The organism is Rhizomicrobium sp. (assembly GCA_037200045.1).
Taxonomy (GTDB): Bacteria; Pseudomonadota; Alphaproteobacteria; order Micropepsales; family Micropepsaceae; genus Rhizomicrobium.
This window is the reverse complement of record JBBCHM010000001.1, coordinates 2,172,066-2,196,393: the sequence shown is the minus strand read 5'-3', so window position 1 is coordinate 2,196,393 and position 24,328 is coordinate 2,172,066. Positions and strand designations below refer to the sequence as shown.

General features: G+C 66.2%; 23 protein-coding genes and 1 pseudogene. 12 read left to right on the top strand and 12 right to left on the bottom strand.

Annotated features, from left to right (window positions below):
* Window positions 1–8 precede the first annotated feature (8 nt).
* Window positions 9–1,072 (bottom strand): annotated as a pseudogene (locus tag WDM86_10515) (IS630 family transposase).
* A gap of 128 nt (window positions 1,073–1,200) precedes the next feature.
* The gene (locus WDM86_10510) at window positions 1,201–2,169 is read right to left on the bottom strand and encodes a quinone oxidoreductase (GenBank protein ID MEI9990462.1); all 969 of its coding nucleotides are present in this window, start codon (window positions 2,167–2,169) and stop codon (window positions 1,201–1,203) included.
* A gap of 127 nt (window positions 2,170–2,296) precedes the next feature.
* Here WDM86_10510 and WDM86_10505 point away from each other — a divergent pair, with 127 nt between their 5' ends.
* Window positions 2,297–3,007, top strand: a complete 711-nt coding sequence (locus WDM86_10505; protein MEI9990461.1) for an alpha/beta fold hydrolase — start codon at window positions 2,297–2,299, stop codon at window positions 3,005–3,007.
* A 19-nt stretch (window positions 3,008–3,026) separates the two neighbouring features.
* Here the strand turns inward: WDM86_10505 and WDM86_10500 are convergent, their stop codons facing one another.
* Both WDM86_10500 and WDM86_10495 read right to left on the bottom strand, forming a co-directional pair.
* Window positions 3,027–3,731, bottom strand: a complete 705-nt coding sequence (locus tag WDM86_10500) for a dienelactone hydrolase family protein (protein MEI9990460.1) — start codon at window positions 3,729–3,731, stop codon at window positions 3,027–3,029.
* Between the two features lie 76 nt (window positions 3,732–3,807).
* Complete coding sequence (locus WDM86_10495) at window positions 3,808–5,868, bottom strand: thioredoxin domain-containing protein (protein ID MEI9990459.1); 2,061 nt, start codon at window positions 5,866–5,868, stop codon at window positions 3,808–3,810.
* A gap of 129 nt (window positions 5,869–5,997) precedes the next feature.
* Here WDM86_10495 and WDM86_10490 point away from each other — a divergent pair, with 129 nt between their 5' ends.
* The 6 genes from WDM86_10490 (at window position 5,998) to WDM86_10465 (ending at window position 11,830) form a co-directional block, all read left to right on the top strand.
* Entirely contained in the window at window positions 5,998–6,273 is a 276-nt protein-coding gene (locus WDM86_10490) for a DUF6489 family protein (protein MEI9990458.1), read from the top strand.
* A 7-nt stretch (window positions 6,274–6,280) separates the two neighbouring features.
* Window positions 6,281–7,591: a tRNA uridine-5-carboxymethylaminomethyl(34) synthesis GTPase MnmE gene (gene mnmE, locus WDM86_10485; protein ID MEI9990457.1), complete on the top strand. Its 1,311-nt coding sequence runs from the start codon at window positions 6,281–6,283 to the stop codon at window positions 7,589–7,591.
* Between the two features lie 98 nt (window positions 7,592–7,689).
* Window positions 7,690–9,540 (top strand): tRNA uridine-5-carboxymethylaminomethyl(34) synthesis enzyme MnmG, encoded by a 1,851-nt coding sequence (mnmG, locus tag WDM86_10480; protein MEI9990456.1) that lies wholly within the window; start codon window positions 7,690–7,692, stop codon window positions 9,538–9,540.
* Window positions 9,518–10,174 (top strand): 16S rRNA (guanine(527)-N(7))-methyltransferase RsmG, encoded by a 657-nt coding sequence (gene rsmG / locus WDM86_10475; GenBank protein MEI9990455.1) that lies wholly within the window; start codon window positions 9,518–9,520, stop codon window positions 10,172–10,174. Before mnmG ends, rsmG begins: the two co-directional genes overlap by 23 nt.
* Window positions 10,149–10,970 (top strand): ParA family protein, encoded by an 822-nt coding sequence (locus tag WDM86_10470; GenBank protein MEI9990454.1) that lies wholly within the window; start codon window positions 10,149–10,151, stop codon window positions 10,968–10,970. Before rsmG ends, WDM86_10470 begins: the two co-directional genes overlap by 26 nt.
* Complete coding sequence (locus tag WDM86_10465; GenBank protein MEI9990453.1) at window positions 10,967–11,830, top strand: ParB/RepB/Spo0J family partition protein; 864 nt, start codon at window positions 10,967–10,969, stop codon at window positions 11,828–11,830. Before WDM86_10470 ends, WDM86_10465 begins: the two co-directional genes overlap by 4 nt.
* Window positions 11,831–11,870: 40 nt before the next feature.
* On the opposite strand, the gene hisA is transcribed toward WDM86_10465, so the two are convergent.
* The 4 genes from hisA to WDM86_10445 form a co-directional block, all read right to left on the bottom strand.
* A complete protein-coding gene (gene hisA / locus WDM86_10460) occupies window positions 11,871–12,599 on the bottom strand; it encodes a 1-(5-phosphoribosyl)-5-[(5-phosphoribosylamino)methylideneamino]imidazole-4-carboxamide isomerase (protein ID MEI9990452.1) in 729 nt (242 codons plus the stop codon).
* Complete coding sequence (hisH, locus tag WDM86_10455) at window positions 12,596–13,243, bottom strand: imidazole glycerol phosphate synthase subunit HisH (GenBank protein MEI9990451.1); 648 nt, start codon at window positions 13,241–13,243, stop codon at window positions 12,596–12,598. The genes hisA and hisH overlap by 4 nt, the downstream gene beginning before the upstream one ends.
* A gap of 61 nt (window positions 13,244–13,304) precedes the next feature.
* A complete protein-coding gene (locus WDM86_10450; GenBank protein ID MEI9990450.1) occupies window positions 13,305–15,113 on the bottom strand; it encodes a hypothetical protein in 1,809 nt (602 codons plus the stop codon).
* Window positions 15,114–15,170: 57 nt separating this feature from the next.
* Window positions 15,171–15,617 carry a hypothetical protein gene (locus WDM86_10445; GenBank protein ID MEI9990449.1) on the bottom strand — a complete coding sequence of 149 codons (447 nt, stop codon included), beginning with the start codon at window positions 15,615–15,617 and terminating at the stop codon, window positions 15,171–15,173.
* A 39-nt stretch (window positions 15,618–15,656) separates the two neighbouring features.
* On the opposite strand from WDM86_10445, the gene WDM86_10440 reads away from it, so the two are divergent.
* The 3 genes from WDM86_10440 to WDM86_10430 are packed head-to-tail and all read left to right on the top strand — an operon-like array spanning window position 15,657 to window position 16,827.
* Window positions 15,657–15,941 (top strand): type II toxin-antitoxin system RelE/ParE family toxin, encoded by a 285-nt coding sequence (locus WDM86_10440; GenBank protein MEI9990448.1) that lies wholly within the window; start codon window positions 15,657–15,659, stop codon window positions 15,939–15,941.
* A gap of 11 nt (window positions 15,942–15,952) precedes the next feature.
* Window positions 15,953–16,240 (top strand): HigA family addiction module antitoxin, encoded by a 288-nt coding sequence (locus WDM86_10435; GenBank protein MEI9990447.1) that lies wholly within the window; start codon window positions 15,953–15,955, stop codon window positions 16,238–16,240.
* Window positions 16,237–16,827: a hypothetical protein gene (locus tag WDM86_10430; GenBank protein MEI9990446.1), complete on the top strand. Its 591-nt coding sequence runs from the start codon at window positions 16,237–16,239 to the stop codon at window positions 16,825–16,827. Before WDM86_10435 ends, WDM86_10430 begins: the two co-directional genes overlap by 4 nt.
* A gap of 1 nt (window position 16,828) precedes the next feature.
* Here the strand turns inward: WDM86_10430 and lepA are convergent, their stop codons facing one another.
* Window positions 16,829–18,631 carry a translation elongation factor 4 gene (gene lepA / locus WDM86_10425; protein ID MEI9990445.1) on the bottom strand — a complete coding sequence of 601 codons (1,803 nt, stop codon included), beginning with the start codon at window positions 18,629–18,631 and terminating at the stop codon, window positions 16,829–16,831.
* Window positions 18,632–18,753: 122 nt separating this feature from the next.
* On the opposite strand from lepA, the gene WDM86_10420 reads away from it, so the two are divergent.
* Window positions 18,754–19,794 (top strand): hypothetical protein, encoded by a 1,041-nt coding sequence (locus tag WDM86_10420; GenBank protein ID MEI9990444.1) that lies wholly within the window; start codon window positions 18,754–18,756, stop codon window positions 19,792–19,794.
* Window positions 19,795–19,816: 22 nt separating this feature from the next.
* Window positions 19,817–20,638 (top strand): SAM-dependent methyltransferase, encoded by an 822-nt coding sequence (locus tag WDM86_10415; GenBank protein ID MEI9990443.1) that lies wholly within the window; start codon window positions 19,817–19,819, stop codon window positions 20,636–20,638.
* Here WDM86_10415 and WDM86_10410 read toward each other — a convergent pair.
* From WDM86_10410 to WDM86_10400, 3 genes are all read right to left on the bottom strand, one after another.
* Window positions 20,622–21,794 carry an MFS transporter gene (locus WDM86_10410; GenBank protein ID MEI9990442.1) on the bottom strand — a complete coding sequence of 391 codons (1,173 nt, stop codon included), beginning with the start codon at window positions 21,792–21,794 and terminating at the stop codon, window positions 20,622–20,624. The two genes, WDM86_10415 and WDM86_10410, sit on opposite strands and share 17 nt — an antisense overlap.
* Before the next feature lie 55 nt (window positions 21,795–21,849).
* Window positions 21,850–22,671, bottom strand: coding sequence for a S41 family peptidase (locus WDM86_10405; protein MEI9990441.1), 822 nt, complete (start codon window positions 22,669–22,671; stop codon window positions 21,850–21,852).
* A 410-nt stretch (window positions 22,672–23,081) separates the two neighbouring features.
* A complete protein-coding gene (locus WDM86_10400; protein MEI9990440.1) occupies window positions 23,082–24,242 on the bottom strand; it encodes an NAD(P)/FAD-dependent oxidoreductase in 1,161 nt (386 codons plus the stop codon).
* Window positions 24,243–24,328 lie beyond the last annotated feature (86 nt).

Below are 24,328 nucleotides of genomic sequence, written 5' to 3'. Positions count from 1 at the left end.
CAACGGCCTCAGTGGTTGACACATTTGGCCCATGATCTTTGGGTTATCGAGGCGATATTGTCTGGGTGGCTGAGCAAGCTTCGCCAAGCGTTGCAACAAGCATCGAGGATGGCGTCGTAGTCCTTGAAGACGCGGTTTGCGAGATGGTTCTGGCGCAGGAACTGCCAGACATTCTCGACCGGGTTGAGTTCGGGGGCGTAGGCCGGCAACGTCAGCAGCGAGATGTTGGACGGCAGGTGGGTGATGGCTTTCTCGTGATAGCCAGCGCCATCCATGACCAGGACAGCGTGGGCGCCTGGCGTGACGGCCCGGCTGATCTCCTTGATGTGTGCCGTCATCGCCCTGGTATTGGCGCAAGGAAGAACCAGACCGGCGGCACAGGCGCGCTCGGGACAGACCGCGCCGAAGAGGTAGGCCCACTTGTAGCGCTGATCGCGCGGCGCGGTGGGGCGTGTCCCGCGCCGCGCCCACATTCTGGTCAAGCTTCCCTTCTGGCCGATCCGGGCTTCATCCTGGAACCAGATCTCGATCGGCTTGGTTTTGGCGGCATCCGGCAAGGCGCGATCGACAAGCTACGCGAAGTTTTTTTGAACGCCTCTTGGGCATCGGCGTCTGCTTTGGGATGGCGCGGGCGAACCGACATATGACTGAAGCCAAGCCGGTCCAGCACCTTGCCCACGGTGCGCTCGTGAAGCGCAACGCCAAAGCGCGCGGCGATCACGTCGCGAAGATCGACGCGGCGCCAGCGCACGATACCGTCGTTCGCAAGATCGGGACCTTGCTCCACAATCTGGGCAAGTTCAGCCTCCTGCTGCTCCGTCAGCCGGGGCGTTGGGCCTGGAGCCTTGCGGTCGACAAGACCATCGACGCCTGACGCATTATAGCGATGCACCCAGTCGCGCAGCGTCTGGCGATCCATGCCGCACGCCGTTGCCGCGTCCGTGCGAGACGTGCCTTCCAGCACCAGTGCCAGCGCCAACAGCCGGCGAGCTTGATCGGCGTGCCGCGTCTTGGCCGCCTCCCGCCGCAAATCCGAAGCACTGTGTTCCGGACGCATAATCTTGATCGCCATCGCCGATCCCCTTCGCGAATCACCTCGCAAAGCGAATCACAGACAGCGACCCCGTTGAATCCTCACGAGTCAGAAACTAAGGCCGTTGGTATAATCAGTGCGGCAAAGAACAGATCGCGCGCGTGCCGCTACGGGATGAGCACCGTCGCGCCGGTCGTGTGGCGCGAATGCAGCGCTTCATGCGCCTTGGCCGCGTCGGCGAGCTTGAAGCGCTGGTTCACCGCGATCTTCACCGCGCCCGAGGCGATGACGGCGAAGAGATCGTCGGCCGTCTCCTGAAGCTCCTGGGCGGTGCGGATGTAATGCGCGAGCGAAGGCCGCGTCAGATAGAGCGAACCCTTGGCGGCCAGGATCCCGGGCTCGAAGGGCGGCACCGCGCCGGAGGAATTGCCGAAGGACACCAGGATTCCGCGCACCGCGAGACTGTCCAGCGAGCCGGCGAATGTATCCTTGCCGATCGAGTCATAGACCACGGGTACGCCGGCCCCGCCGGTCAGCCCGCGCACCTTCCTGGGCCAGTCGGGGTCATGCGAATCCAGGACATGCGCGTAACCGTTTTGCAGCGCCAGGGCGGTCTTGTCGGCGTGGCCGACGGTGCCGATCACGGTGGCGCCCAGATGCCTGGCCCATTGGCCGGCGATCAGTCCGACGCCGCCCGCCGCCGAATGGAACACGATGGTGTCGCCCCGCTTCACCTTATGGGTGCGCTTCAGCAGGTATTGCACCGTCATGCCCTTGAGCATCGCGGCGGCGGCGATCTCGTCGCCGATGCCGTCCGGGAGCTTCACCAGCCGGTCGGCGGGGATGTTGTTCGCCTCGGCATAGGCGCCCGGCGCGCCGGCATAGGCGACGCGGTCGCCCGGCTTGAGCGTGGTGACGCCGGCGCCGACGCTTTCCACCATGCCGGCCGCCTCGCTGCCGAGGCCGGATGGCAGAGGCAGCTTGTAGTGGCCGGAGCGCTGATAGGTGTCGATGAAGTTCACGCCGATGACGGTGTGCTTCACCTGCGCCTCGCCCGGGCCGGGCGGCGGCAGGTCGATATCGACATAGTGGAGGACTTCGGGGCCGCCGGTCTTCTCGAAACGGATCGCTTTCATCGTCTGATCTCCGGATATCGTCGCACCTGCCGGACCGCGCCGGGAACCTTCACTTCGGGATGAGTTCAGCCTTCGTCAAGACTTGCGCCTTAGGTTGCGCGACCACGCATTCCTTCGGGGGAAGAGTATGGCGACCATCGTCCTTGTCCATGGGCATATGCACGGTGCGTGGTGCTGGGAAAAGATCGTGCCCCTGCTCGAAGCCAAGGGCCACAAGGTGGTCGCGTTCGACCTGCCGGCGCGCGGCGCGGACAAAACGGCGCACGGCGCCACCTCGCTCCAGCAATTCGTCGATGCGGCCGAACGCGTGGTGCGGGCGCAGGACGAGCCGGTCGTGCTGGTCGGCCATTCGGCCGGCGGAACGGTGCTGAGCGAGATCGCCGAGCGCATGCCCGAGCGCGTGTCGCGGCTGGTCTATGTCGCGGCGATGCTCCTGCCGGACGGCGAGTCGATCTTCTCCGCCTTCGTGACCAAGTCGCCGATGGATCCGGCGCTCGCGGTGGACGGCGCCAGCGCGGTCAAGACCGAGGACGGCCTGATCCGGCGCCGCTTCTACAATACGAGTTCCGACGAAGACGCGGCGCTCGCCATCGAGAAGCTCTGCGCCGAGCCTATCCCGCCGATGACCCAGCCGGTGCGGATCACACCGGAGCGCTATGGACGCGTGAAACGGGCCTTCATTCAGACCAGGTTCGACAACGCCGTGCCGATCGACGCCCAGGCCGCGATGTGCGCGGCGCTGCCCTGCGATCCGGTGATCGTGATGGACACCGACCACTCGCCCTTCCTGAGCGCGCCGCAGGAATTCGCCGCGCACATCCACGCTTTGGCGGTCTAGGTCCGTCCGGAACCCGTCCTTAGCTCAGATGCTGCCGGAAGAACGTCGATGTGCGCCCATTGGCGAGGTCGGCGCAGGCCTTGTCGTAATGCGCTCCGCCCGGCCGCGCGAAAGCGTGGTTCATCTCGGCATAGGTATGGACGGTGACGAGCGGATTGCCCTTGAGGCCGTCCACGATCTGTTTCTGCGCCGGCGGCGGGGTGTATTCGTCCTTCGCCGCGATGTGCAGCATCAGCGGCTTCTTGATCTTGGCGGCTTCGCCGAGCTTGTCCTGGATGCTCACGCCGTAATAGCCGACCGAGGCATCGGCATCCGTTCGCGCGGCCGTGAGATAGGCGAGCAGCCCGCCCAGGCAATAGCCGACGGCGCCGATCTTGCCGGTGCAGCCGGTCACCGAATGGCGCAGATAGCCGATGCTGGCCTGGATGTCCTTGATGCCGGCATCCTGATCGAAGCGGTTCATCAGGTCGAAGGCGCGCTGCCATTCCGCGTCGGTCCGGTCGGTGAGCTGCACGCCCGGCTCGAGCCGCCAGAACAGATCGGGGCAGAGCGCGAAATAGCCGCGCGCCGCGAATTCGTCGGCGATGGTGCGCATCACCTTGTTGACGCCGAAAATCTCCTGGATGACGACGACGCCCGGGCCGCGGCCCGAGGCGGGCGCGGCGAGATAGGCGGCGAACTCGCCGTCGGGGCTGCTCTTGATCCTGATGTCCTGGCCGGCCATGACCGTCTCCCCGGATTTTGCCGGAGAGGTTAACGGGATCGGGGCCCCCAGGACAATCGCCGCCAGCGGGGTGCGGCTATTGCGGTCGGGCGCCCGGCTGCTGGCGCTGCACCGGCAGTTGCAGCATCTGCGTCAACGTCACCGCGTTGATCACCGGCGAGGAAACCTGGCCGCGCTGGCAGATATAGGCGGTGGGCAGCCCGTTCTGCATCTGGCGGCCGAACATCGAATGGTTCGACGGGAAGGCTTCGCCCGGCGCCATCACGGTGAGGAAGCGGTTGGGCAAGGCGAGGCCGAGGATCGCGTCGGTCAGCTCATGGGTCTTGGCCGAGGTCGGCGGGCCGATCACGACGAGCTGCAGCCCCGACATCGCGAATTCCAGGCCGGCGAAATAGGACGGCATCGAGGCGAAGACGCGCTGCGCCTCGCCGGCGAAGGCGCCGGCCAGGGCGTTGAGCCGGTCGCCATAGGCGGTGTCGGCCGTCGCCATCATCAGGCAGGTGAGCACCTTGAGCATCGTGGCGTTGGCGCTGGGCGCCGGCTGGTCGAAAACCATCCGTGAACGGACGATCATCGTGTCGGCGTCGTCGGCGGTGTAGCAATAGCCGCCGCGGTCATTGTCCCAGAAATGCTCGTTCAGGACGCGCGTCCAGCGCTTGGCGATTTCCAGATAGCGCTTGTCGCCCGCGACCTCGTAGAGCGCGATGGCGGCGCGCGCCATGTTCGCGTAGTCGTCGGCGAAGCCCGGGGCGCCGCGCGTGCCGGCGATCCAGCTGTGATAGAGCCGGTCGCCGTCGCCCAGCGCCTTGACGACGTATTCGAAGGCTTCGATGGCGGCCTGGATCCAGGCGGTGTTCTGGAAGGTGCCGCCGGCATAGGCGATGGCGGCGATGGCGAGCCCGTTCTGGTCGGCGAGGATCTTCTCGTCGCGGCTCGGCGCCGGGCGCTGGCGGCGTGCCTTGAGCAGGAGCTCGCGCTGCTTGGCGAACAGCGCCTCGTCGGCATCGGATTGCGGATAGGGCGCCGGCGACTTCAGGCGCTGCAGCACGGTCTTGCCGTTGTAATTGCCGTCGCGCGTCACGCCATAGGCGGTCTTGAACTTGACGGCGAAGGTGCCCATCAGCGCGGCGTCGATTTCCGGCTCGGTCCACAGATAGTAATTGCCCTGGTTGAGGCCGTCGACATCGGCCTGGATCGAGGTGACGAAGGCCGGCCCGCTGCGCATGTCGCGCAGCAGGAATTCGACGGTCTCCGGAATCCGCTCGCCGCACAGCTTGTTGCGGTTGTGCTGCCAGAAGCTCGTCGTCAGGTCGAGCAGGAGCGCGTTGTCGACCAGCGTCTTCTCGAATTGCGGCACGATCCAGCGCTCGTCCTGGGCATAGCGGAAGAAGCCGCCGCCGACATGGTCCCACAGGCCGCCGAGCAGGACGGCGTCGAGGGTCTGGGCGCCGAGCTGCAGGAATTGCGGCATGCCGGTGCGCAGGAAGGCGCGAAGCAGCACGTCGACATGCGGAGCGGAGGGGAATTTCGGAAGCTGCGCGGTGAGGCCGCCGAAGAACAGGTCGAAGCGCTGGCCGATGCGGACCGCGGCGCTGTCGAGCATGTCGGGACCGACCGGTCCGCGCATGTCGCGGTGCCAGAGATTGGTGAGCTGGGTCATCAGGGCCTCGGCGACCGTGGCGATCTGCGCGGGCTCGTCGCGCCGGGCGCGCAGCACGTTGTCGATGATGGTGCGGAACGGCGGCGCCTGGCCGGTGCGCTCTTCCTGGGGAAAATAGGTGCCGACGATGAACGGGATTTTCTGCGGCGTCAGGAAGGCGGAGAGCGGCCAGCCGCCGCCATGGCCCATCAGATTGGCGGCCGCCTGATAGCATTGGTCGACATCGGGGCGCTCTTCGCGGTCGACCAGGATGTTGATGAAGTTCTCGTTGAGGAGGCTGGCGACCTCGGGATCGCTGAAGGTCTCCTCGGTCATCACGGTGCACCACAGGCAGGCGCTGTAGCCGATGGAAAGGAAGATCGGCTTGTTCTGCGCCGCCGCCGCCGCCAGCGCTTCGGGCCCCCAGGGATACCAGTCGACCGGATTGTCTTTGTGGGCTCGCAGGTAGGGGCTGGATTCGTTGGCGAGGCGGTTCATGTGCTCTTTTCCGTGAAGGCGGCGGGCCTTTGGGCGTCGCGGCGTTGCAATGGAAGGCGGGATCGGGGGAAGCTTCTAGCGGCGGCGGCGGCTGCTCACAAGCGGGCCACGCGAAACGGGGTTAAGGCGATGAAGATGAATATCCAGCTCGACATGACACCCGACGAGGCGCGCAAATTCCTCGGCCTGCCGGACGTCTCCAAGGCGCAGGACCGCATGATGGCGGAGATCGAGAAGCGCATGAAGGCCGCGGTCGACGTCAACGATCCGGAGGCGATGATGCGGGCCTGGATGCCGCTGGGCGGCCAGGGCTTCGATCAATTCCAGCGCTTCCTGTTCGACAGCGCGCGGCGGGCCGCCGGCGGCGGGGCGCCCAAGAAAGACGCGGACAAATCCGCGAAATAGCCCCGGCATGAACGGCACGATCTACGCGCTGTCCTCGGCGCCGGGCCGCGCCGGCGTGGCGGTGGTCCGCGTGTCGGGACCGGCCGCGGGCGCCGTCGCGGAGCGGCTCTGTGGCATCGTGCCCGTGCCGCGCCGGGCGGCGCTGCGGGCGCTCATGGGGAGCGACGGCACGGCGATCGACGCGGCGCTGGTGCTGTGGTTCGCGGGGCCGGCGAGCTTTACCGGCGAGGACGTGGTGGAATTCCATGTCCATGGCGGGCGCGCGATCGTCGAGCGCCTGTTCGCGGAGATTTCGAAGATTGCGGACACCCGCCCCGCCGAGCCCGGCGAGTTCACGCGCCGCGCCGTCGAAAACGGCAAGCTCGACCTGACCCAGGCGGAGGCGGTGATCGACCTGATCGATGCGGAGACCGAGGCGCAGCGGCGCCAGGCGCTCGGCCAATATGGCGGCGCGCTGAGCGCGATCTACGAGGACTGGCGGGTGCGTCTGGTTCGGGCCCTGGCCTGGGCCGAAGCGGAAATCGATTTCTCCACCGAAGAGCTGCCGGCGGATGTCCGCGCGCGTGTTATTGCGCAAGTGACTGATATAGTGGGTGAAATAGAACTGCATCTGGCCGACGGTCGGCAGGGTGAGATCGTCCGGGACGGTCTCTTTCTAACGGTGATCGGTCCCCCGAACGCCGGCAAGAGCTCGCTGATCAATGTCTTGGCTAAGCGCGACGTGGCCATCGTCGCGGAGACCGCCGGCACCACGCGCGATATCATTGAGGTACGCCTGAATATCGGCGGTTTCCTGGTCCTGGTCGCCGATACGGCCGGATTGCGCGAAACCCGGGATGCGGTCGAAAACGAGGGCGTGCGCCGCGCCCTGAAGCGGACCGAGCAGTCCGATCTGGTGCTGCTGCTGCTCGATGGGAGCCAGGACGAGCCGTTGGCCGGCCTGCCGGAGGGCATGGTGGAGTCGGCCGATCTCGTCGTCTGGAACAAGGCCGATCTGCCCGCTCCGCGCCGGCACGAGGGGTTGCACATCTCGCTAAAGACTGGGCTGGGAATTACTAACCTATTGGAAATACTAGGTAAAGCTGTATCGGAGCGGCTAGGACTGCGGACTGAGGCGCCCGTGGTTACGCGGGCCCGCCACCGCCGGGCGCTGGAGGACGCGTCGGCGGCGCTCGGGCGAGCGTTGGAGGCAAGGGACGCCGAGCTGTTTGCCGAGGATCTGCGCCTCGCCGTCCGGGCGATCGGCCGGATTACGGGGAAGGTCGATGTCGAGGACCTGCTGGACGTGGTGTTCCGGGATTTCTGCATCGGCAAGTGATGTTTCACGTGAAACATTGCTCCGGCCTTGAGCCGATTCTTGGACGGCCTATCGCTTCATTACTTGAGGCCGGGGCCGCCCTACCCTATTGAGCGGCCATGGATCGGTACGACGTCATCGTCATCGGCGGAGGCCATGCCGGCTGCGAGGCTGCGGCGGCCTCGGCGCGGTTTGGCGCCCAGACGCTGCTCCTGACCCACAAGCTCGAGACCATCGGTGAGATGTCCTGCAACCCCGCCATCGGTGGGATCGGCAAGGGTCATCTGGTCCGCGAGATCGACGGCATGGACGGCGTGATGGGCCGGGTCGCGGATGCGGCCGGAATCCAGTTCCTGGTGCTCAACCGACGCAAGGGTCCCGCCGTGCGTGGGCCGCGCGCCCAGGCCGACCGCAAGCTCTATCGCCGGGCGATGCAGAAGGCGTTGGCGGAGACCCCCAACCTGACGGTCCTGGCCGCCGCCGCCGAGGATCTTCTGATCGAAGACGGCCGGGTGGCCGGGGTCATCAATGCGGACTCGAAAACAATACGTTGTGGTGCCGTGGTGCTGACCACCGGTACTTTCCTGCGCGGGCTGATCCACATCGGCGAGAAGACCGTCCCGGCGGGCCGGGTGGGGGATGCGCCTTCAATAGGTCTGTCGAAGACTCTGTATGGGCTGGGTCTGAGCATGGGCCGGCTCAAGACCGGCACCCCGCCCCGGCTGGATGGCAAGACCATCGCCTGGGACCAGCTCGCCATCCAGCGCGGCGACGACCCGCCCTCGCCGTTCTCGTTCCTGAGCGGCTCAATCACCAACCCGCAGATCGTCTGCCACATCACCCGCACGACGCCCCAGACCCACGCGATCATCCGCGCCAATCTGCACCGCGCCCCGATGTATTCCGGTCAGATCGAGTCGACCGGTCCGCGCTATTGCCCGTCCATCGAGGACAAGATCGTCCGTTTCGCGGCCCGCGAGAGCCACCAGGTCTTTCTGGAGCCGGAAGGTCTGGACGACGACACCGTCTATCCGAACGGCATCTCGACCTCCCTGCCCGAGGACGTCCAGCTTGCGATGCTGGCAACGATCCCGGGGCTGGAAAATGCTGTCGTAAGGCGACCCGGCTATGCCATCGAATATGACTATGTCGATCCGCGCGAGCTCAAGCCGTCGCTGGAGACCAAGCGGGTCGACGGCCTGTATTTGGCCGGCCAGATCAACGGGACGACCGGGTATGAGGAGGCCGCCGCTCAGGGCTTGATGGCCGGCCTGAATGCAGCGCGCGCGACCGGCGGTTCGGACGCCATCGTGCTCGACCGGGCGCAGGCCTATATCGGGGTGCTGATCGACGATCTGGTGACCAAGGGCGTCAGCGAGCCCTATCGGATGTTCACCAGCCGGGCCGAATATCGGCTGACGCTGCGGGCCGACAACGCCGACCAGCGCCTGACCCCGGTCGGGGAGCGCGCCGGCTGCGTCGGGACGGCGCGAAGCGAGGTGTTCGGGGCGAAGATGGCGCGGCTCGATGCGGCCCGGTCTGCCATGCGGACGCTGAATCTCACGCCCAACGAAGCGCAAAAGCACGGCCTGGCCGTGAAGCTCGATGGCGTGCGCCGGACGGCGATGGACCTGCTGAGCCTGAAGGACGTGGACGTGCCCATGCTGGCGCGGATCTGGCCCGAGATCGGCGGGTTCGAACCGGACATCGCCGAGCAGCTCGAAATCGACAGCCAATATGCCGGCTATCTCGACCGTCAGGAAGCTGACATCCTGGCCTTCCGCCGGGACGAGGCCCTGCGCCTGCCCGAGGCGTTGGACTATGCCGCCATCCGCGGTCTCTCGACCGAGGCGGCGAGCAAGCTCGGCCGCATCCGGCCGGCGACCCTTGGACAGGCCGCCCGCATCGACGGCGTGACGCCCGCCGCCCTCACCCTCGTGCTTGCCCATGCTCGCGCCCGATCCGGCTGAGCCCTTCGGCCCCGAGGACTTCGCCGCGAAGACCGGTGTTTCACGTGAAACACTGGCGCGGCTGAAGGCCTATGTCGGGCTGCTGGGCGACTGGAACGCGCGGCATAACTTGGTCTCGGCCCGGTCGCTGGAAGACGTCTGGCGCCGGCACATCTGGGATTCGGCGCAGCTCGTCCCATACATCCCGGCGTCCGCGAAGACGCTCGCCGACCTCGGCAGCGGTGCGGGGTTTCCGGGTCTGGTCCTGGCCGAACTCCTGCGCGGCAAGGTCAAGGTCAGCCTGTTCGAATCCACCGGCAAGAAAGCCGAATTCCTGAAGGCCGCGGCGGACCGGATAGGCCTCGACATCGAGGTCCGCAACGAGCGGATCGAGTCCGCCCAGGCCGCGCCGTTCGATGTCGTGACGGCGCGGGCGCTGGCGCCGCTGGGCAAGCTGCTCGGCTATGCACAGCATTTGGCGGGCAAACGGACCGTTTGCCTGTTCCTGAAGGGTCAATCCCTAGCGTCCGAATTGACCGAAGCCCGTAAATCTTGGAGGATGAAGGCCCTCCAGCACCAGAGCGCCACCGATCCTTCCGGTGTTATCCTGGAGGTCCGGGAGCTCGAACATGTCCAGTCCAAGTCCAGGCGGTAGGCCGCGGGTCCTGGTCGTCGCCAACCAGAAGGGCGGCGTCGGCAAGACCACGACGGCGATCAATCTCGGCACCGCGCTGGCCGCGGTCGGCGAGCCGACGCTGGTGATCGACCTCGATCCCCAGGGCAATGCCTCGACCGGGCTCGGCATCCCGCGCGCCGAGCGCAAGCTCACGACCTATGACGTGCTGATGGGCGAGGCGAAGATCGCCGAGGCGGTGACGCCGACGCGCATTCCGCGCCTGTCGATCGTGCCGTCGACGGTCGACCTCTCCGGCGCCGAGCTCGAACTGATCGACCGCCAGCGCCGCAATTTCATCCTCAAGGATGCGCTGGAGGAATATTCCGCACACGGATCATCTCCGTTTTCCTATGTGCTGGTCGACTGCCCGCCCTCGCTGACGCTGTTGACGGTGAACGCGATGGCGGCGGCGGACGCGGTGATCGTGCCGCTGCAATGCGAGTTCTTCGCCCTCGAAGGCCTGTCGCAACTGCTCAAGACCATCGGCCTGGTGAAGGCCAATCTGAACCCGTCGCTCGACATCCAGGGCATCGTCCTGACCATGTACGACAAGCGCAACAAGCTCTCCGAGCAGGTCGAGGCCGATGTGCGCCAGAATATGGGCGACAAGGTCTATCGCACCACGATCCCCCGCAACGTGCGGATTTCCGAGGCGCCGAGCCACGGCCTGCCGGCCCTCGTCTACGACCTGCGCTGCCCCGGCAGCCAGGCCTATATCAAGCTCGCCGGCGAGCTCATCGCGCGCGAGCGCGAGCGGCTGAAAGCAGCGGCATGATGGCGGCGGAAGAGCGTCATCGCGGCCTCGGCCGCGGGTTGTCGGCTTTGATCGGCGAGGAGGCGGTGCCGACGCGCGGCGAGGTGCGGGCGACCCACAAGCTACCGGTCGCCTTCCTGCGCCCCAACAGACTGCAGCCGCGCAAGCGCTTCGCCCCGGAGGATCTGAACGACCTCGCCGAGTCGGTGAAGGAGAAGGGCGTGCTCCAGCCGATCCTGGTCCGCCCGGTCAAGGGCGAGACCAACGCCTATGAGATCGTCGCCGGCGAGCGGCGCTGGCGCGCGGCGCAGATGGCCAAGCTCCACGACGTGCCCGTCGTGGTCCGCGAGATGGGCGATTCCGAGTCGCTCGAAATCGCCATCATCGAGAACGTCCAGCGCGCCGATCTCAACGCCATCGAGGAGGCGGCGGCCTATCACGAGCTGATGGACCGGTTCAAATACACCCAGGACCAGGTCGCCAAGGAAGTCGGCAAGAGCCGCAGCCACATCGCCAACACGCTGCGGCTGCTGACCCTGCCGGAGTCGGTTCGGGCCATGGTGCGTGACGGCAGGCTGTCGGCCGGACATGCCCGTACGCTGGTCGGGGCGCCGGATGCCGAGACACGGGCGCTCCAGATCGTCTCCGGGTCGTTGAACGTTCGGCAGGCCGAACAGCGTTCGAAGACGCAGAAATCATCCAAAGGCCGTCCCACGCCTGTGGACCCGAATATCCGCGACCTGGAAGAGCGTATTTCCAATGCCTTAGGGCTGAGAGTTCAAGTAGTGCACAAGGGCTCCAAAGGCGGCGAGGTACGAATCGCCTACAAGACGCTGGAGCAGCTCGACGAGATAAACCGCCGTCTCAGCGCAAGCCGCTAACAGGTTTATTCACAGAGATATTAAGGATGTTTGCAAAACGCTAAACAGCGTTCGCCAGAGTGAGCGCTGCCGCCGGATCGACCCGGCCGTCATAGAGCGCTCGCCCGATCACCACGCCCGCGATATTCGGTTCCCGCGCCGCCAGCAGTCGCTCGATGTCCGCCAGGCTGCCCACCCCGCCGGACGCGATGACCGGTATCCGAACCGCCCGCGCCAAAGCCGCCGTCGCCGCGACATTGACGCCCTGCAGCAGCCCGTCGCCATCGATGTCGGTGAACAGGATCGCCGCCACGCCGGCGTCCTCGAACTTGCGCCCAAGATCGGCCGGCGTGAGATCGGAGACCTCGGCCCAGCCCTCGGTCGCGACCTTGCCGCCCCTGGCGTCGGCGCCGACCACGATCCGTCCGGGATGGGCCCGTGCCGCCTCGCGGACGAAAGCGGGGTTCTTCAGCGCCGCCGTCCCCAGGATCACCCGGGTGATCCCGGCCGCCAGCCAGGCCTCCACCGCCGCCATGTCGCGGATGCCGCCGCCGAGCTGGATCGGCAGGTCGATCGCCGCGCGGATGGCGCGGATCGCCTGCGCGTTCACCGAACGGCCGTCGAAGGCGCCGTTGAGATCGACGCAATGCAGCCATTGGAAGCCGGCCGCCTGGAACTGCCGCGCTTGCGCCGCCGGGTCGTCGTTGAACACCGTCGCCTGGTCCATGAGCCCGCGCTTCAGCCGCACGCAGCGCCCATCCTTCAGGTCGATAGCGGGAAACAGGATCATGGCGTCCAGACGAGGAAATTGCCGAGCAGAGCGAGGCCGACGGCCTGGCTCTTCTCGGGATGGAATTGCACGCCGACGAGGTTGTCGCGCGCGATCGCCGCGGTGACCGATCCGCCATAATCGGTGCGCGCCAGCACGTCCGCCTCCCGCGCGCAGGAATAGACGTAGGAGTGCACGAAATAGGCGTTGGCGTGCGCCGGCAATCCGTCGGTGACGGGATGGACGCGGGCGAACGACAACTCGTTCCACCCGATCTGTGGGATCTTGAGCGCCGGATCGGACGGCGTCATGCGGACGACCTCGCCGGCGATCCAGCCAAGCCCCGGATGATCGCCGAATTCGCGACCGACGCTCGCCATGAGCTGCATGCCGACACAGATGCCGAGAAACGGCACGCCCCGGCCGATCACGCGCTCGTTCAGCATCGCCACCATGCCGGGCAGGGCGGACAGCCCGGTCATGCAATCGGCGAAGGCGCCGACGCCCGGCAGCACGATCCGCTCGGCCCTCCCGACCACCGCGGCATCCGCCGTCACGACGATCTCCTGTCCCGTCCCGCGCTCGGCCGCGACGCGCGCCAAGGCCTTCTCCGCCGAGCGGAGATTGCCGGAGCCATAGTCGATCAGAGCCACAAGCGGGGACATGACGCGCGCCTTGAACAGGCGCCGGTCCTAGCATCAAGCCCGCGCGGAGGCGAGCGTGAGACTAGCCGCAGACGTGCCTTTGCGCCGTCTCGACCTGCAACACGATCCCGCCCACCGCGATGTCGCGGTATAACGGAGCGGCCAATGTGAACTGTCCGTCGCGCAAAGCGGCGGCGACCTTGGCGCAAACGGGAATGATGACCTGTCCCGCGCGCGTCCAATGGCTGTCCGGCCCCTCGCGAAACAGCCCCGCGATTCCGCCTTGCTCGATATTGTCCGCGATCAGAATCTCGTCGCGGCCGTCGCCGTCCAGGTCCAGGAGAATGGCGTCGCATTTGGCGCCCGCCAGCCGCAGGCAGTCGGGCACGAAAGTGCCCGGAATGAAATTTTCCGCATGCCAGTCCTGCTTGAGAAAGCTGTCCGGAAGCTTGGCGCCCTTGGGATAGACCGCGACATCGGCCGCCAGATCCGCCGGCCCCGCCAGCTTGATCGGTGCTGCGGGCAGAACCGTTTCGGCCAATGCCGCCTTGGCTCGATCGTGCACCACGACGGTGGCGACGCCGAAATCGGTCTTCGAGATCGCGACCAGCGCGTCGTGACCGTAGCGGCCGCCTTCCGACCGCAGATAGCCGTAGTCGAACGCCTTCGCGGCAACGGTGCCGCTTTTCAGCCGCGCGATCTGGCTTGCCACCGAAAGCCGCGCCGGATCGCCCAGCGGCGTAAACAGGGCCAGCAGCACGGCGAGGATGACGAAGGACGTCGCGACATTGACCGGCGCCACCAGGCGCATCCACGCGCCGCCGGAGAACGAAAGCAGCGCCGCCGCCGCGTAGCCGAACGCATAGCAAAGCGCGATCAGGATGGTCGCGGCGGTCGCGATCCGCTCCACCGTCCAGCCATATTGCGCCACCCGCAGCCACAGGGCATAGGCCGCCAGCGTCACCAGCGGCACGAGCACCAGCCCGGCCGCGAATTGTGCGTAGCGGAAAATCCATGCCCGGCTGTGCTCGGGCGCGCCGTCCTGGAACGCGGTGTTCAGCAGCACGACGACCACGCCGGCGGCGCTCAACAGCAATCCGGCGGCGGACCGGGTCGCCCAAAGCGGCGCCAGGCCGGTGAAAACCAGGCTCGCGGTGAAGCCGACCGCAATCAGCGTCATCAGCGGCAAAAGCCAGGAGAGCAGGGTCAGCGCGACGGTCCGGATGCCGGTCCACAATTTGGCGCGCACATCGGTGACGTGGATGGCCGCGGCCGAGGCCAGCGTGGTTGCCGGTATCGCGAACCACTCCTTCTCGAGCAGCGTCTCGAGGAAATCGAGCTTGATCAGGTTGAACAGGACGGCGCCGAGCCACAGCACGCCCCAGAACACCGCGACGAAGACGATCGTCGCCGCGAACTGCACCGCAAGCTTGGTCGCGGCATCGAAATAGGCGGGATAGGGCGCGATGAATTTGCGCTCGGCGTCGCCGGCGAGAACGAGCGACTGGGCGATGAACAGCCCGACGAAGCTTGCCGCCACCAGCGCGAAAGTCATCCCGGCGTCGGGGATGTCCGGGCTGGCCGACGGCCAATTGCGCCACACGCCGTACCAGCCAAGCCCCGCCAGAAGCGCCGTCACGCCGACGAGCCATGGCACGAGCGTCCGTATCCGCAAGGTGCCCGCCGCCTGGACGAGGAGCAGCGGCACGAACAGGAACACCAGCCCGAGCGGCGCCAGCCAATAGGGATCGGTCGCCGGCCAGATCTTGTCCGCCGCCCAGCGATACAGCAGATAGAGCGCCAAACCCTGCACCGCGCCGGCGGCAAGCCGGGTCAGCGCGAGCGCGTGCTCGGATTCCGGCCGTAGCGGCACGGCACCATGATCCGACATGAATTCCCCTCGCCACGATAGCGGGAAGTCTAGACCCGATTGCGGCGGATTGGAGGTCTATTGGCCGGGCGGCCCTTTGGATCGGCTCCCCAGGATACGCACATCGCGCTCTTCCGGCGATTTGCGCCAGAAAAACAGCAAGTAGAAAATCCCCAGGCAAAGGATCCAGATCGCGCCGTTGAACAGGATGGCGGTCGCGGTCCCGAGCCAGGTGTCGTAAAGCGCAACGTAATACGCGGTCACCGCGGATGGGTGCGCCAAGGCGCGCAAAGACGTCAGGACCTCGAATTTGACGTTCGCCTCGAACAGCATCTGTCCGAAGAACAGCAGCATGCCGACCATATAGGCGACGAAGGCGAACAGCTTCATCGCTAGTTGTGCCTGATTGAGAAAATAATAGATCGCGACAATCATCGCGAAATTGATGGTGATCATCTGGCCGAAATAGGAAATCTCGTCGGCCGTCGTGGACCGCGCCAAGGCGAGAAGGTCAAGTTCGGTCATTATGGTTGACGTAACGCATAATTCCCACTATCGTCAAGCATGATCCTGAATTTTGCGAATGCGCGCACGGAGCGGTTCGCCGGAGGCGAAAGGGTCAAGCAATTCGAGCCGTTTCGGCAGAGGGCGGAACGGGTGCTGGATCGGCTTGGCGCAGCGACAAGTTTGGCCGATATCGCGAACTTCCCCGGGCACAGGCTCGAAAAGCTCAAGGGAGATCGCAGCGGCCAATGGAGCGTCCGGATCAACGATCAGTGGCGCATCTGCTTTCGTTGGGACGGCAATTCTACCGGTCCGAGCGATGTCGAAATCGTAGACTATCATTGAGGTTACTGGATATGGCGCGTCAACCCATTCACCCCGGCGAGCATCTCAAGGAGGCGCTGGAAGAACTCGGATTGAGCGCGGCAGAGCTTGCGCGGCAATTGCGGATTCCGACCAACCGCATTACGGGAATTCTGAACGGGGAGCGCGCGATAACGGCGGACACCGCGCTTCGGCTCGGCCACTGGTTCGGCACGAGCGCAGATTTCTGGCTGAATTTGCAGAAGCTCTATGAACTCCGGCTGGCCGAACAGGAAGTCGGCGCTGAGATTAAGAAATTGCCGAAACGCCAAGCTGCATGACCCTCACTGCTCTAAACGGCACCATCGTCGGATTACTTCGTAGCAGAGGCCATCAACGGCTCTGGCTCGTTCTTGCGTTGATTTGGATCGCATTATCTGGATGGCATTTTTGGAAACCGCTGCCCCGGCACCAAGCGGTTGATGTCTCGGCGCAGGTTGCCGATCAATGCCAAGCCGAGGAAAGCGCGAATGTTTATGCTGCAGGTGAAGGTGCTTATCAACGGTGCTTAAAAAACAGAGGCCCTGTTCCTACAGCAACAGATTTCGAGTCAATTGCCACAAAACTCAAAATCGAGACGCTCTGCAATTCTTCGAGGGTTGACGCCTCTGTCGCCGCACAAGCACAAGAAGACCCACGCCAGACCGATTGCATGCTCACAAAAATGGGGCCGGCCCAAAACGCGGTCCAACCCGAAGCAGATCGGGTCGTCGACCAAGCGAGAGATGACCAATTACTGGAATGGACGGCCATCACACTTTTGCCGCCGATAGCCCTGCCTATTGCAATCGTGCTTGTTCTGTACGGGGTCTGGACTGCTGGTAGCGTAGCAAAGTGGATACGCGAAGGGTATCGGCGCAAGCCTTAGCTCAATCCTGATCCATTTTCAGCGCGGCGATGAACGCCTCCTGCGGGATATCGACCTTGCCGAACTGGCGCATCTTCTTCTTGCCCTCTTTCTGCTTGTCGAGGAGCTTGCGCTTGCGGGAGATGTCGCCGCCATAGCATTTCGCCGTCACGTCCTTGCGCAGGGCGCTCAGCGTCTCGCGCGCGATGATCTTGCCGCCGATCGCCGCCTGGATCGGAATCACGAACATGTGGCGCGGGATCAGCTCCTTCAGCTTCTCGCACATCGCCCGGCCGCGGCCTTCGGCGCGGCCCTTGTTGACGATCATCGACAGCGCATCGACCGGATCGCCATTGACCAGGATCGACATCTTGACGAGGTCGCCCTCCTCATAGCCTTCGATGTGATAATCGAACGACGCATAGCCGCGGCTCACCGATTTCAGCCGGTCGTAGAAATCGAACACCACCTCGTTGAGCGGCAGGTGATAGACCACCATGGCGCGGTTGCCGGCATAGGTGAGCTCGACCTGGCGGCCGCGGCGGTCCTCGCACAGCTTCAGCACCGCGCCGAGATAATCGTCGGGCACCAGGATCGTCGCCTTGATCCAAGGCTCCTCGATCTTGGCGATCTTCATCACGTCGGGCATGTCGGCCGGATTGTGCAGCTCCATCACCGTGCCGTCGGTCAGGTGGATCTGGTAGATGACGCTCGGCGCCGTCGCGATCAGGTCGAGGTTGAACTCGCGCTCCAGCCGCTCCTGCACGATCTCCAGATGCAGCAGGCCCAGGAACCCGCAGCGGAAGCCGAAGCCCAGCGCGGCGCTGGTCTCCATTTCGTAGGTGAAGCTGGCGTCGTTGAGGTGCAGGCGGCCGAGGCCGCTGCGCAAATCTTCGAACTGCGCCGCATCGACCGGGAACAGGCCGCAGAACACCACCTGCTGCGCCGGCTTGAAGCCGGGAAGCGCCGTCGCGGTGCCGCGCTTCTCGTCGGTGATCGTGTCGCCGACCTGGGTGTCGGCCACCTGCTTGATCTGCGCCGTGAGGAAGCCGACCTCGCCGGGGCCGAGCACCTCGACATTGACCTTCTTGGGCGTGAACACGCCGATCTGCTCGACCTGGTAATAGGCGTCGGCGTTCATCATGCGGATCTTCTGGCCCTTGCGCAGTTCGCCGTCGATGACGCGGACCAGCACGACCACGCCGAGATAGGCGTCGTACCAGCTATCGACCAGAAGGGCCTTCAGTGGCGCATGGATGTCGCCCTTGGGCGGCGGCAGGCGGGTGACGACGGCCTCGAGCACCTGGTCGATATTGAGGCCGGTCTTCGCCGAGATCGGAACCGCTTCCGACGCATCGATGCCGATCACGTCCTCGATCTGCTGGCGGACGCGCTCGGGCTCGGCGGCGGGCAGGTCGATCTTGTTGAGGACGGGCACGATCTCGAGATTGGCGTCCATCGCCTGGTAGACATTGGCGAGGGTCTGCGCTTCCACGCCCTGGCTCGCATCCACCACCAGAAGCGCGCCTTCGCAGGCGGCAAGACAGCGGCTGACCTCATAGCCGAAATCGACATGGCCCGGCGTGTCCATCAGGTTCAGCGTATAGGTCTCGCCGTCTTTCGCCTTGTATTGCAGGCGCACGGTCTGCGCCTTGATGGTGATGCCGCGCTCGCGCTCGATATCCATCGAGTCCAGCACCTGGTCCTTCATCTCGCGATTGGTCAGCCCGCCGGTGAACTGGATCAGCCGGTCGGCGAGCGTCGACTTGCCATGGTCGATATGGGCGACGATGGAGAAATTGCGGATGTGCGCGAGGTCGGTCATGGGAGGCGGGGGTATAGCCGCGCCCGCGAGCCGGGTCCACACCCTGTCCCGCGAGTCCGGATAACGTTACCATGACATAGGGCAGGAACCGGAACGGGCCGCCGCGGCGGGAGAGATAATCGATGCGATTCAGGGCGTTCGCCTTCGCCATGCTGCTTGTCTTGGCGGCGGGACCGGCCTCGGCCGCGAGCGCCGATTTCCTCGGTGTCTGGACCGCCGCGACGCCGGATGCGGGCGGTCTGGCGCGCTTGGTGATCGCGCCCGGCACGGGCGGCCGCCTCGACATCCATGTCTATGGCCGCTGCCAGCCGCGCGCGTGCGATTGGGGCCTCCATCCGGCGCGGCTCTATTCCGTCGGGCCGGACAGCACCGAGATCGCGAGCATCGCGGCGGAGTTCGACACCGGCACGGCGCATAAGCGCCTGACGCTGCGTCCCTCGGTCGGCCGCGCCTTGCGCGCCGAGGTGCAGACCGATTTTCCCGACGCCTCCGGCCGCGGGAACTACGCGACCAGCACGCCGCTCGAATTTTCCGGCGCCTGGAACGAGGCGCCGCAGGTCGCCGAGCCGCCGCCGGCCGCTGTTGCCGCCGCCGCGCCCGTCGAGACTCCGCCGCCTCCAACCAAGCCTTCCGATGATTCCTGGTTCGGCAATTCGGGGTTCATCGGCATCGGGCCGCGCCTGCCCGCCGGCTATGAGCCGCCTTCCGGCGAGGACTGCACGCCCTTCAATCCGGCCCAGGTGCGGGCGTCCAACACCGACGGCACCTGGCGGCTCGGCGATTTCTCGCACCGGCTGGCGAATTTCGGGCCGCGCCACGAGGATGCGCTCCGGGCGCTCGCCGTGCTGAATTTCTACCACTTCGACGAGGAATGCTTCGTGACCCGCGAGGCGCCCACCATGCTCTATTGGAAACGCGCCGGGCTGGTGCCGAAGGAAAGCGCCCATGGCGAAGTCTGCATCGGCCTGGATCCGGCGGCCGCGAAGGCCGCGAAGAACGAAGGCGGCTGGAGCGTGATGAGCGGCATGGCGGCCCTGCTCGATTTCGGCGACGACGAGCAGGCGGCGGAGCGCGCCGCGTCTGTCATCCGAACCTATAGGCTGAACCGGCAATGTTTTGCGGGCCCGCCGAAATCGGGGCTGCAATACTGGCTTTCCCAATAGAGGCGCGCGATAGACTGGCCGCATGGCGAAACAGGCGCGCAAGGAAACCCGACCCGACCCGGTGGCGGAACTGTGGCCGGGCCAGTCGGTGGCGCTGCTCAAGGCGCTGCATATCCTGACGCGCGACGGCGCGCTGAACGCGGATTCGCGGCGCAAGCTGAAACAGGTGCTGCACCTGGCGCAGCTCATCAAACCGGCGCTGGACGGCGCCTTCGCGGAAAAGAGCGAGCCGGTGCTGGCCGATCTCGGCGCCGGCAAATCCTATCTCGGCTTCGTGCTCTACGATCTGTTCTTCGCCAAACAGGGACGCGGCAGCGTCGTCGCCATCGAGGCGCGGCACGATCTGATCGAGACCTCCAAGCGCATCGCGGCCGAGAGCGGCTTTGCCCGCATGAACTTTGTCGAAAGCACCATCGCGGAGGCGCAGGTGCCGGGCGGCGCCGACGTCGTGACGGCGCTGCATGCCTGCGACACGGCGACCGACGAGGCGATCCTGTTCGCGCTGCGCCACGAGGCGAAGTTCATCGCGCTGGTGCCGTGCTGCCAGGCGGAAGTGGCGGCGATGCTCGAAAACTCGAAGAAGCCGGAACGCCAGCTCTGGCGCCACCCGATCCAGCGCCGCGAATTCGGCGCCCATCTGACCAATGTGCTGCGCGGGCTCTATCTCGAAGCGCAGGGCTACAAGGTGCGGGTGACGGAATTTGTCGGCCTCGAACACACGCTCAAGAACGAGTTCATCTTCGCCGAGCGGCACCAGCGCGCCAATGCGCAGGCGCGGGCCGAGTTCGAGCGGCTGAAAGCGCAGTTCGGCGCGGCGCCGTCGCTGCTTACGTTTTCCGATTGAAATCGCGGATCGTCAGCGCCAGCGGAACGAGCGCCGCGAGCTGCGCCGCGATGGCCGCCGCGACCAGCGCCGGCAGCGAAATATCGTAAAGCTCGCCCAGAAGCGCGCTGCCGGCGAACCACGACACGCCATAGATCGCCGAGAACAATCCATAGGCGCGGGCGCGCATCGATTCGGGCACGAGTTTCGCGACCGAGGCCGACATCAGCGCGTTCAGCGTGCCGGTCGCCAGTCCCCACAGGATCGTGCCGGCGAGCGCGGCATAAAATCCGCCAAAGAACACCAGCGGCGTGGTGCAGACGCCGGCGAGCACCGCCGGAACCAGCACGATGAGTCCGCGCCGGTCGAACAGGAGGCCGAACAGCACGGCGCTCACCGCGGAGGTTCCCATGGCGACGGCGTAGAACACCGGCACAAGCGCGGTGGAAATGATGCCGCTGCGTCCGAAATGGAATGCCATCAGCGAGAAATCGGCAAAACCGAAGCCGAGCAGCGAGGCGCTCGCCACGTAAAACCAGAACGCGCGGGTGAAGCGCGGCGGGGCGGCTGTCGTATCCACCGGCGCGATGCGCCCGGCAAAGCGGTAGCGCACCGCGATCATGCCGACCGAGATCATCGTTAGCAGTGCCGGCACCGCCAGCCAGGCATAGGCGGCGCGATAGCTGCCGTGATGCGCCAACACGAAGGCGGTGATCAGCGGGCCCGCGATGGCGCCGGTCTGGTCGAGCGCTTCCTGCAGGCCGAACGCCCAGCCCTGGCCGATATGATCGCCGGCCTTGGCCTGCATCGTGTTGGTGGCGGGGCTGCGGATCGCCTTGCCGGTGCGCTCGAGCACGACGAAGACGGCGGCGGCCTGCCAGGAGAAGGCGAAGGCCATCGCGGGCACCGCGATCATGGTCAGGCCATAGCCGCCGATGGCAAGCGGCCAATAGGCGCCGGAGGCTTGCGCGATGCGGCCGGAGACGAGGCGGATGGCATAGCCGGCGAGCTCACCGCCGCCGGCGATGATCCCGACCGCCGCGCCGCTGGCGCCGAGTGCGGCGAGGTACTCGCCGTTCAGGCCCCGCATGCCCTCATAGGCCATGTCGGCGAACAGGCTGACGATGCCGAAGGCGACGATGAAGGCGAGGGCGCTTTTGCGGTCGAACTGTTCCATGGGCGCCAAGATGCGCGGGTGGTGAGGCCGGGATCAAGCGTTGATCGCACCCGATCTATCGGGCGAGCACGACCAGGGCGCGATCGAGGATCGGATCGTCGCCTGGCATTGCGGGGTCGACGAAAACCGGCGGCGACCATGCCTCGCGCGGTGTGCCATCAAGGTGATAAAGGCGCTGGGTCGGGAAGGCGACGCCGATGCCGCTCCTGGGCAAGGTGAAATCCGTGGTGGCGCCGCAAAGCCCCGCCATGCGCGTGCCGACCACTGTCGCGCGTTTCAGGCCGTCGAAGCCGACGGCCATGCCTTCACCCATGCTGCCGGTCCAGCGGTCGACGAGCACAGCGAGAGGCTGGGCGACCGTCATGCCGCGCGGCTCGACCTTGCGCACCCAGGAGCCCGCGGGTGCCGCCTTGCCGGGCCCCGGATCGAAGACGCGCTGATAGCCGGACCGCTCGGAGACAAAGCGCCCCAGGATCGGTTCGGCGACAGCGGTGTTGCCGCCGCTCGGCGTGTTGCGCAGATCGAGGATCAGCGCCTTGGCGTCGCGCAAATCGGCCAGCGCCGCGTCGAAGGCCGCCACCAGCGCGCTATCGCCCAGGCTGTTCTCGATCCGGATATAGCCGACGGCGCCGATCGTCCGTTGCGTCAGCGGCATGTCGATTTCTGGCCGCACGAAGCTCGGCAGGTCGATGCTCCGTTCCGCGCCGTTCCGCGCGACGAAGCTGCGGCGCGCGTCATGCGTGCCGGCCAGCAGGACGCGCAGCGTATAGTCGTCGGCTTCGGGATCGTCCGCCGAGAGACAGCGCGGCGCCTGCGCCGCTATCGCCGTCCGCGCTGCGACACCGCCGATGGAGACGATCTCGTCGCCCGCCCGCAAACCGGCCCTGGCCGCTTCGGAACGGGGTCGCACCTGCTCGATGACGGGCTTGCCGTCCCGCATACCCGCCCACAGATCGGTCCCCGCTCGGCACGAGCTGCGGCGAATGCGCGTTGTTCACTTTTGCTTCGATGTGATGGTCGTGGAATTCCGCGAGGAAGCGCTCCAGCACGTTCAGGAACGCATGCGGCTCGCAGACCGCGCCGGCCCCGGCGACATAGAGGCGGCGCAGCTTGTCGATGTCGATGTGCCGATCCGCCAGATAGGCGTAACGCGCTGCGATCTGCGTCGTCAGCCAGTCGATGTCGCGCGCGTTGTCGGCGCTGTCGCGGCACTGGTCGGCGCGGGAGGGGAAGGGAAGACTTGTTGCCATCAGCGCGGCGAGGAATGTCCTGCGATCCATGCGGCCGTTAGATCAGCCGCAGCTTCGGCGCCGGCAATTCCGGCGCGGCCTTGGCAAGCTCGCCGCGCTCGAACTCCTCGGCCCATGCGTCGAAGGACCCGGCGCCCACGCCGCGGCTGTGGAAATAGAGCCGCTGCGCCAGCGCCTTCATCGGCGCCGTCATCAAGAGCGCGTTGATCAACGGGTTTGGCGGCGCGCCGTCGAGCACCCGGCGCAGGAAGCGCGCCTTGCGGAAGCGCGGCGCCTCGCGCGCGAGCTGCGCCACGGGATGGGGGCCGCGATCGTTGAGATAGTCCGAGACAAGCTGCGCCGCGCGGCGGCCGAAATTGAGCGCCAAATGGATGCCGCCGCCGGTGGTCGGCGACACCATGCCGGCCGCGTCGCCCACCAGCAGCACGCGGTTGGTGCCCAGATGCGAAAGCGTGCCGCCGGTCGGGATCAATCCGCTGCGGCGCTGGCGCACGCGGATATTGCGGATGTCGCACACGCCTTTGAGGCGCCGCAGCAATTCGCCGAGATCCGGCTTGTCGGGCCGGCGCGCCGCGACGCCGATCTGGGTCGCGTCCACGCCCGGCACCGCCCAGGCGATATAGCCCGGCGCGATGCGGCTGTCGGCGAAGCAGTGCAGGAAGCGGCCGTCGAGATCGGCGAGCGGATCGCACTCTATTTCGAGGCCGGCGACGAACCGCGTGTTGCGGCTGAGGCCGAAGGTCTCGGCGACTCTGGAGCGCGCGCCGTCGGCGCCGATCAGGAAACCGGCATGCAGGCCGAGGCTGGGAAGCGCCACGCCGCGTTCGTGCTCGATGGCAGTCTCGAATTTGCGGCCATAGAGCAGGGCGGCGCCGGCGCGTTCGGCCTCGCCGGCCATCCAGCGCAGCACGCCGGCGGTATCGGTCGCCTGGAAGAAATAGCCCGGTGCCGAAAGATCGAGCGAACGGCCGTTCGGCGCGTAGAGCCGCACGCCGCGAACCTTGCGCATCAGCCGCGCCGGCAGGTCGAAATCGTCGCTCGCTTCCTTGACCACGATGCCGGTGGTGCGTACCCGCGCGCCCGGCTCCGGCTTGGAATCGATCACGGCGACCTTCAGGCCCTTGAGCGCGGCGGTGCGCGCGCAGGCAAGCCCCGCGAAAGAACCGCCGACAATGACGACATCGTAACGCTGGATCACCGCTCCCTCCCGCAAGAGGGTTACAATTGTACGACCTTTTGGCGGGATTGTGACCTCTTTGCCGCATGGGCATCCGTGCATTCAAA

What these genes read in the sequence shown, in the direction of transcription:
- WDM86_10490 (MEI9990458.1), top strand. Translation starts at nt 5,998, where the DNA reads ATGAAGATGAATATCCAGCTCGACATGACACCCGACGAGGCGCGCAAA.
- WDM86_10470 (MEI9990454.1), top strand. Translation starts at nt 10,149, where the DNA reads ATGTCCAGTCCAAGTCCAGGCGGTAGGCCGCGGGTCCTGGTCGTCGCC.
- WDM86_10495 (MEI9990459.1), bottom strand. Translation starts at nt 5,868, where the DNA reads ATGAACCGCCTCGCCAACGAATCCAGCCCCTACCTGCGAGCCCACAAA.
- WDM86_10440 (MEI9990448.1), top strand. Translation starts at nt 15,657, where the DNA reads ATGATCCTGAATTTTGCGAATGCGCGCACGGAGCGGTTCGCCGGAGGC.
- WDM86_10430 (MEI9990446.1), top strand. Translation starts at nt 16,237, where the DNA reads ATGACCCTCACTGCTCTAAACGGCACCATCGTCGGATTACTTCGTAGC.
- WDM86_10505 (MEI9990461.1), top strand. Translation starts at nt 2,297, where the DNA reads ATGGCGACCATCGTCCTTGTCCATGGGCATATGCACGGTGCGTGGTGC.
- lepA (MEI9990445.1), bottom strand. Translation starts at nt 18,631, where the DNA reads ATGACCGACCTCGCGCACATCCGCAATTTCTCCATCGTCGCCCATATC.
- hisH (MEI9990451.1), bottom strand. Translation starts at nt 13,243, where the DNA reads ATGTCCCCGCTTGTGGCTCTGATCGACTATGGCTCCGGCAATCTCCGC.
- WDM86_10445 (MEI9990449.1), bottom strand. Translation starts at nt 15,617, where the DNA reads ATGACCGAACTTGACCTTCTCGCCTTGGCGCGGTCCACGACGGCCGAC.
- WDM86_10435 (MEI9990447.1), top strand. Translation starts at nt 15,953, where the DNA reads ATGGCGCGTCAACCCATTCACCCCGGCGAGCATCTCAAGGAGGCGCTG.
- mnmG (MEI9990456.1), top strand. Translation starts at nt 7,690, where the DNA reads ATGGATCGGTACGACGTCATCGTCATCGGCGGAGGCCATGCCGGCTGC.
- WDM86_10420 (MEI9990444.1), top strand. Translation starts at nt 18,754, where the DNA reads ATGCGATTCAGGGCGTTCGCCTTCGCCATGCTGCTTGTCTTGGCGGCG.
- WDM86_10450 (MEI9990450.1), bottom strand. Translation starts at nt 15,113, where the DNA reads ATGTCGGATCATGGTGCCGTGCCGCTACGGCCGGAATCCGAGCACGCG.
- WDM86_10415 (MEI9990443.1), top strand. Translation starts at nt 19,817, where the DNA reads ATGGCGAAACAGGCGCGCAAGGAAACCCGACCCGACCCGGTGGCGGAA.
- mnmE (MEI9990457.1), top strand. Translation starts at nt 6,281, where the DNA reads ATGAACGGCACGATCTACGCGCTGTCCTCGGCGCCGGGCCGCGCCGGC.
- WDM86_10500 (MEI9990460.1), bottom strand. Translation starts at nt 3,731, where the DNA reads ATGGCCGGCCAGGACATCAGGATCAAGAGCAGCCCCGACGGCGAGTTC.
- WDM86_10465 (MEI9990453.1), top strand. Translation starts at nt 10,967, where the DNA reads ATGATGGCGGCGGAAGAGCGTCATCGCGGCCTCGGCCGCGGGTTGTCG.
- hisA (MEI9990452.1), bottom strand. Translation starts at nt 12,599, where the DNA reads ATGATCCTGTTTCCCGCTATCGACCTGAAGGATGGGCGCTGCGTGCGG.
- WDM86_10410 (MEI9990442.1), bottom strand. Translation starts at nt 21,794, where the DNA reads ATGGAACAGTTCGACCGCAAAAGCGCCCTCGCCTTCATCGTCGCCTTC.
- WDM86_10510 (MEI9990462.1), bottom strand. Translation starts at nt 2,169, where the DNA reads ATGAAAGCGATCCGTTTCGAGAAGACCGGCGGCCCCGAAGTCCTCCAC.
- rsmG (MEI9990455.1), top strand. Translation starts at nt 9,518, where the DNA reads ATGCTCGCGCCCGATCCGGCTGAGCCCTTCGGCCCCGAGGACTTCGCC.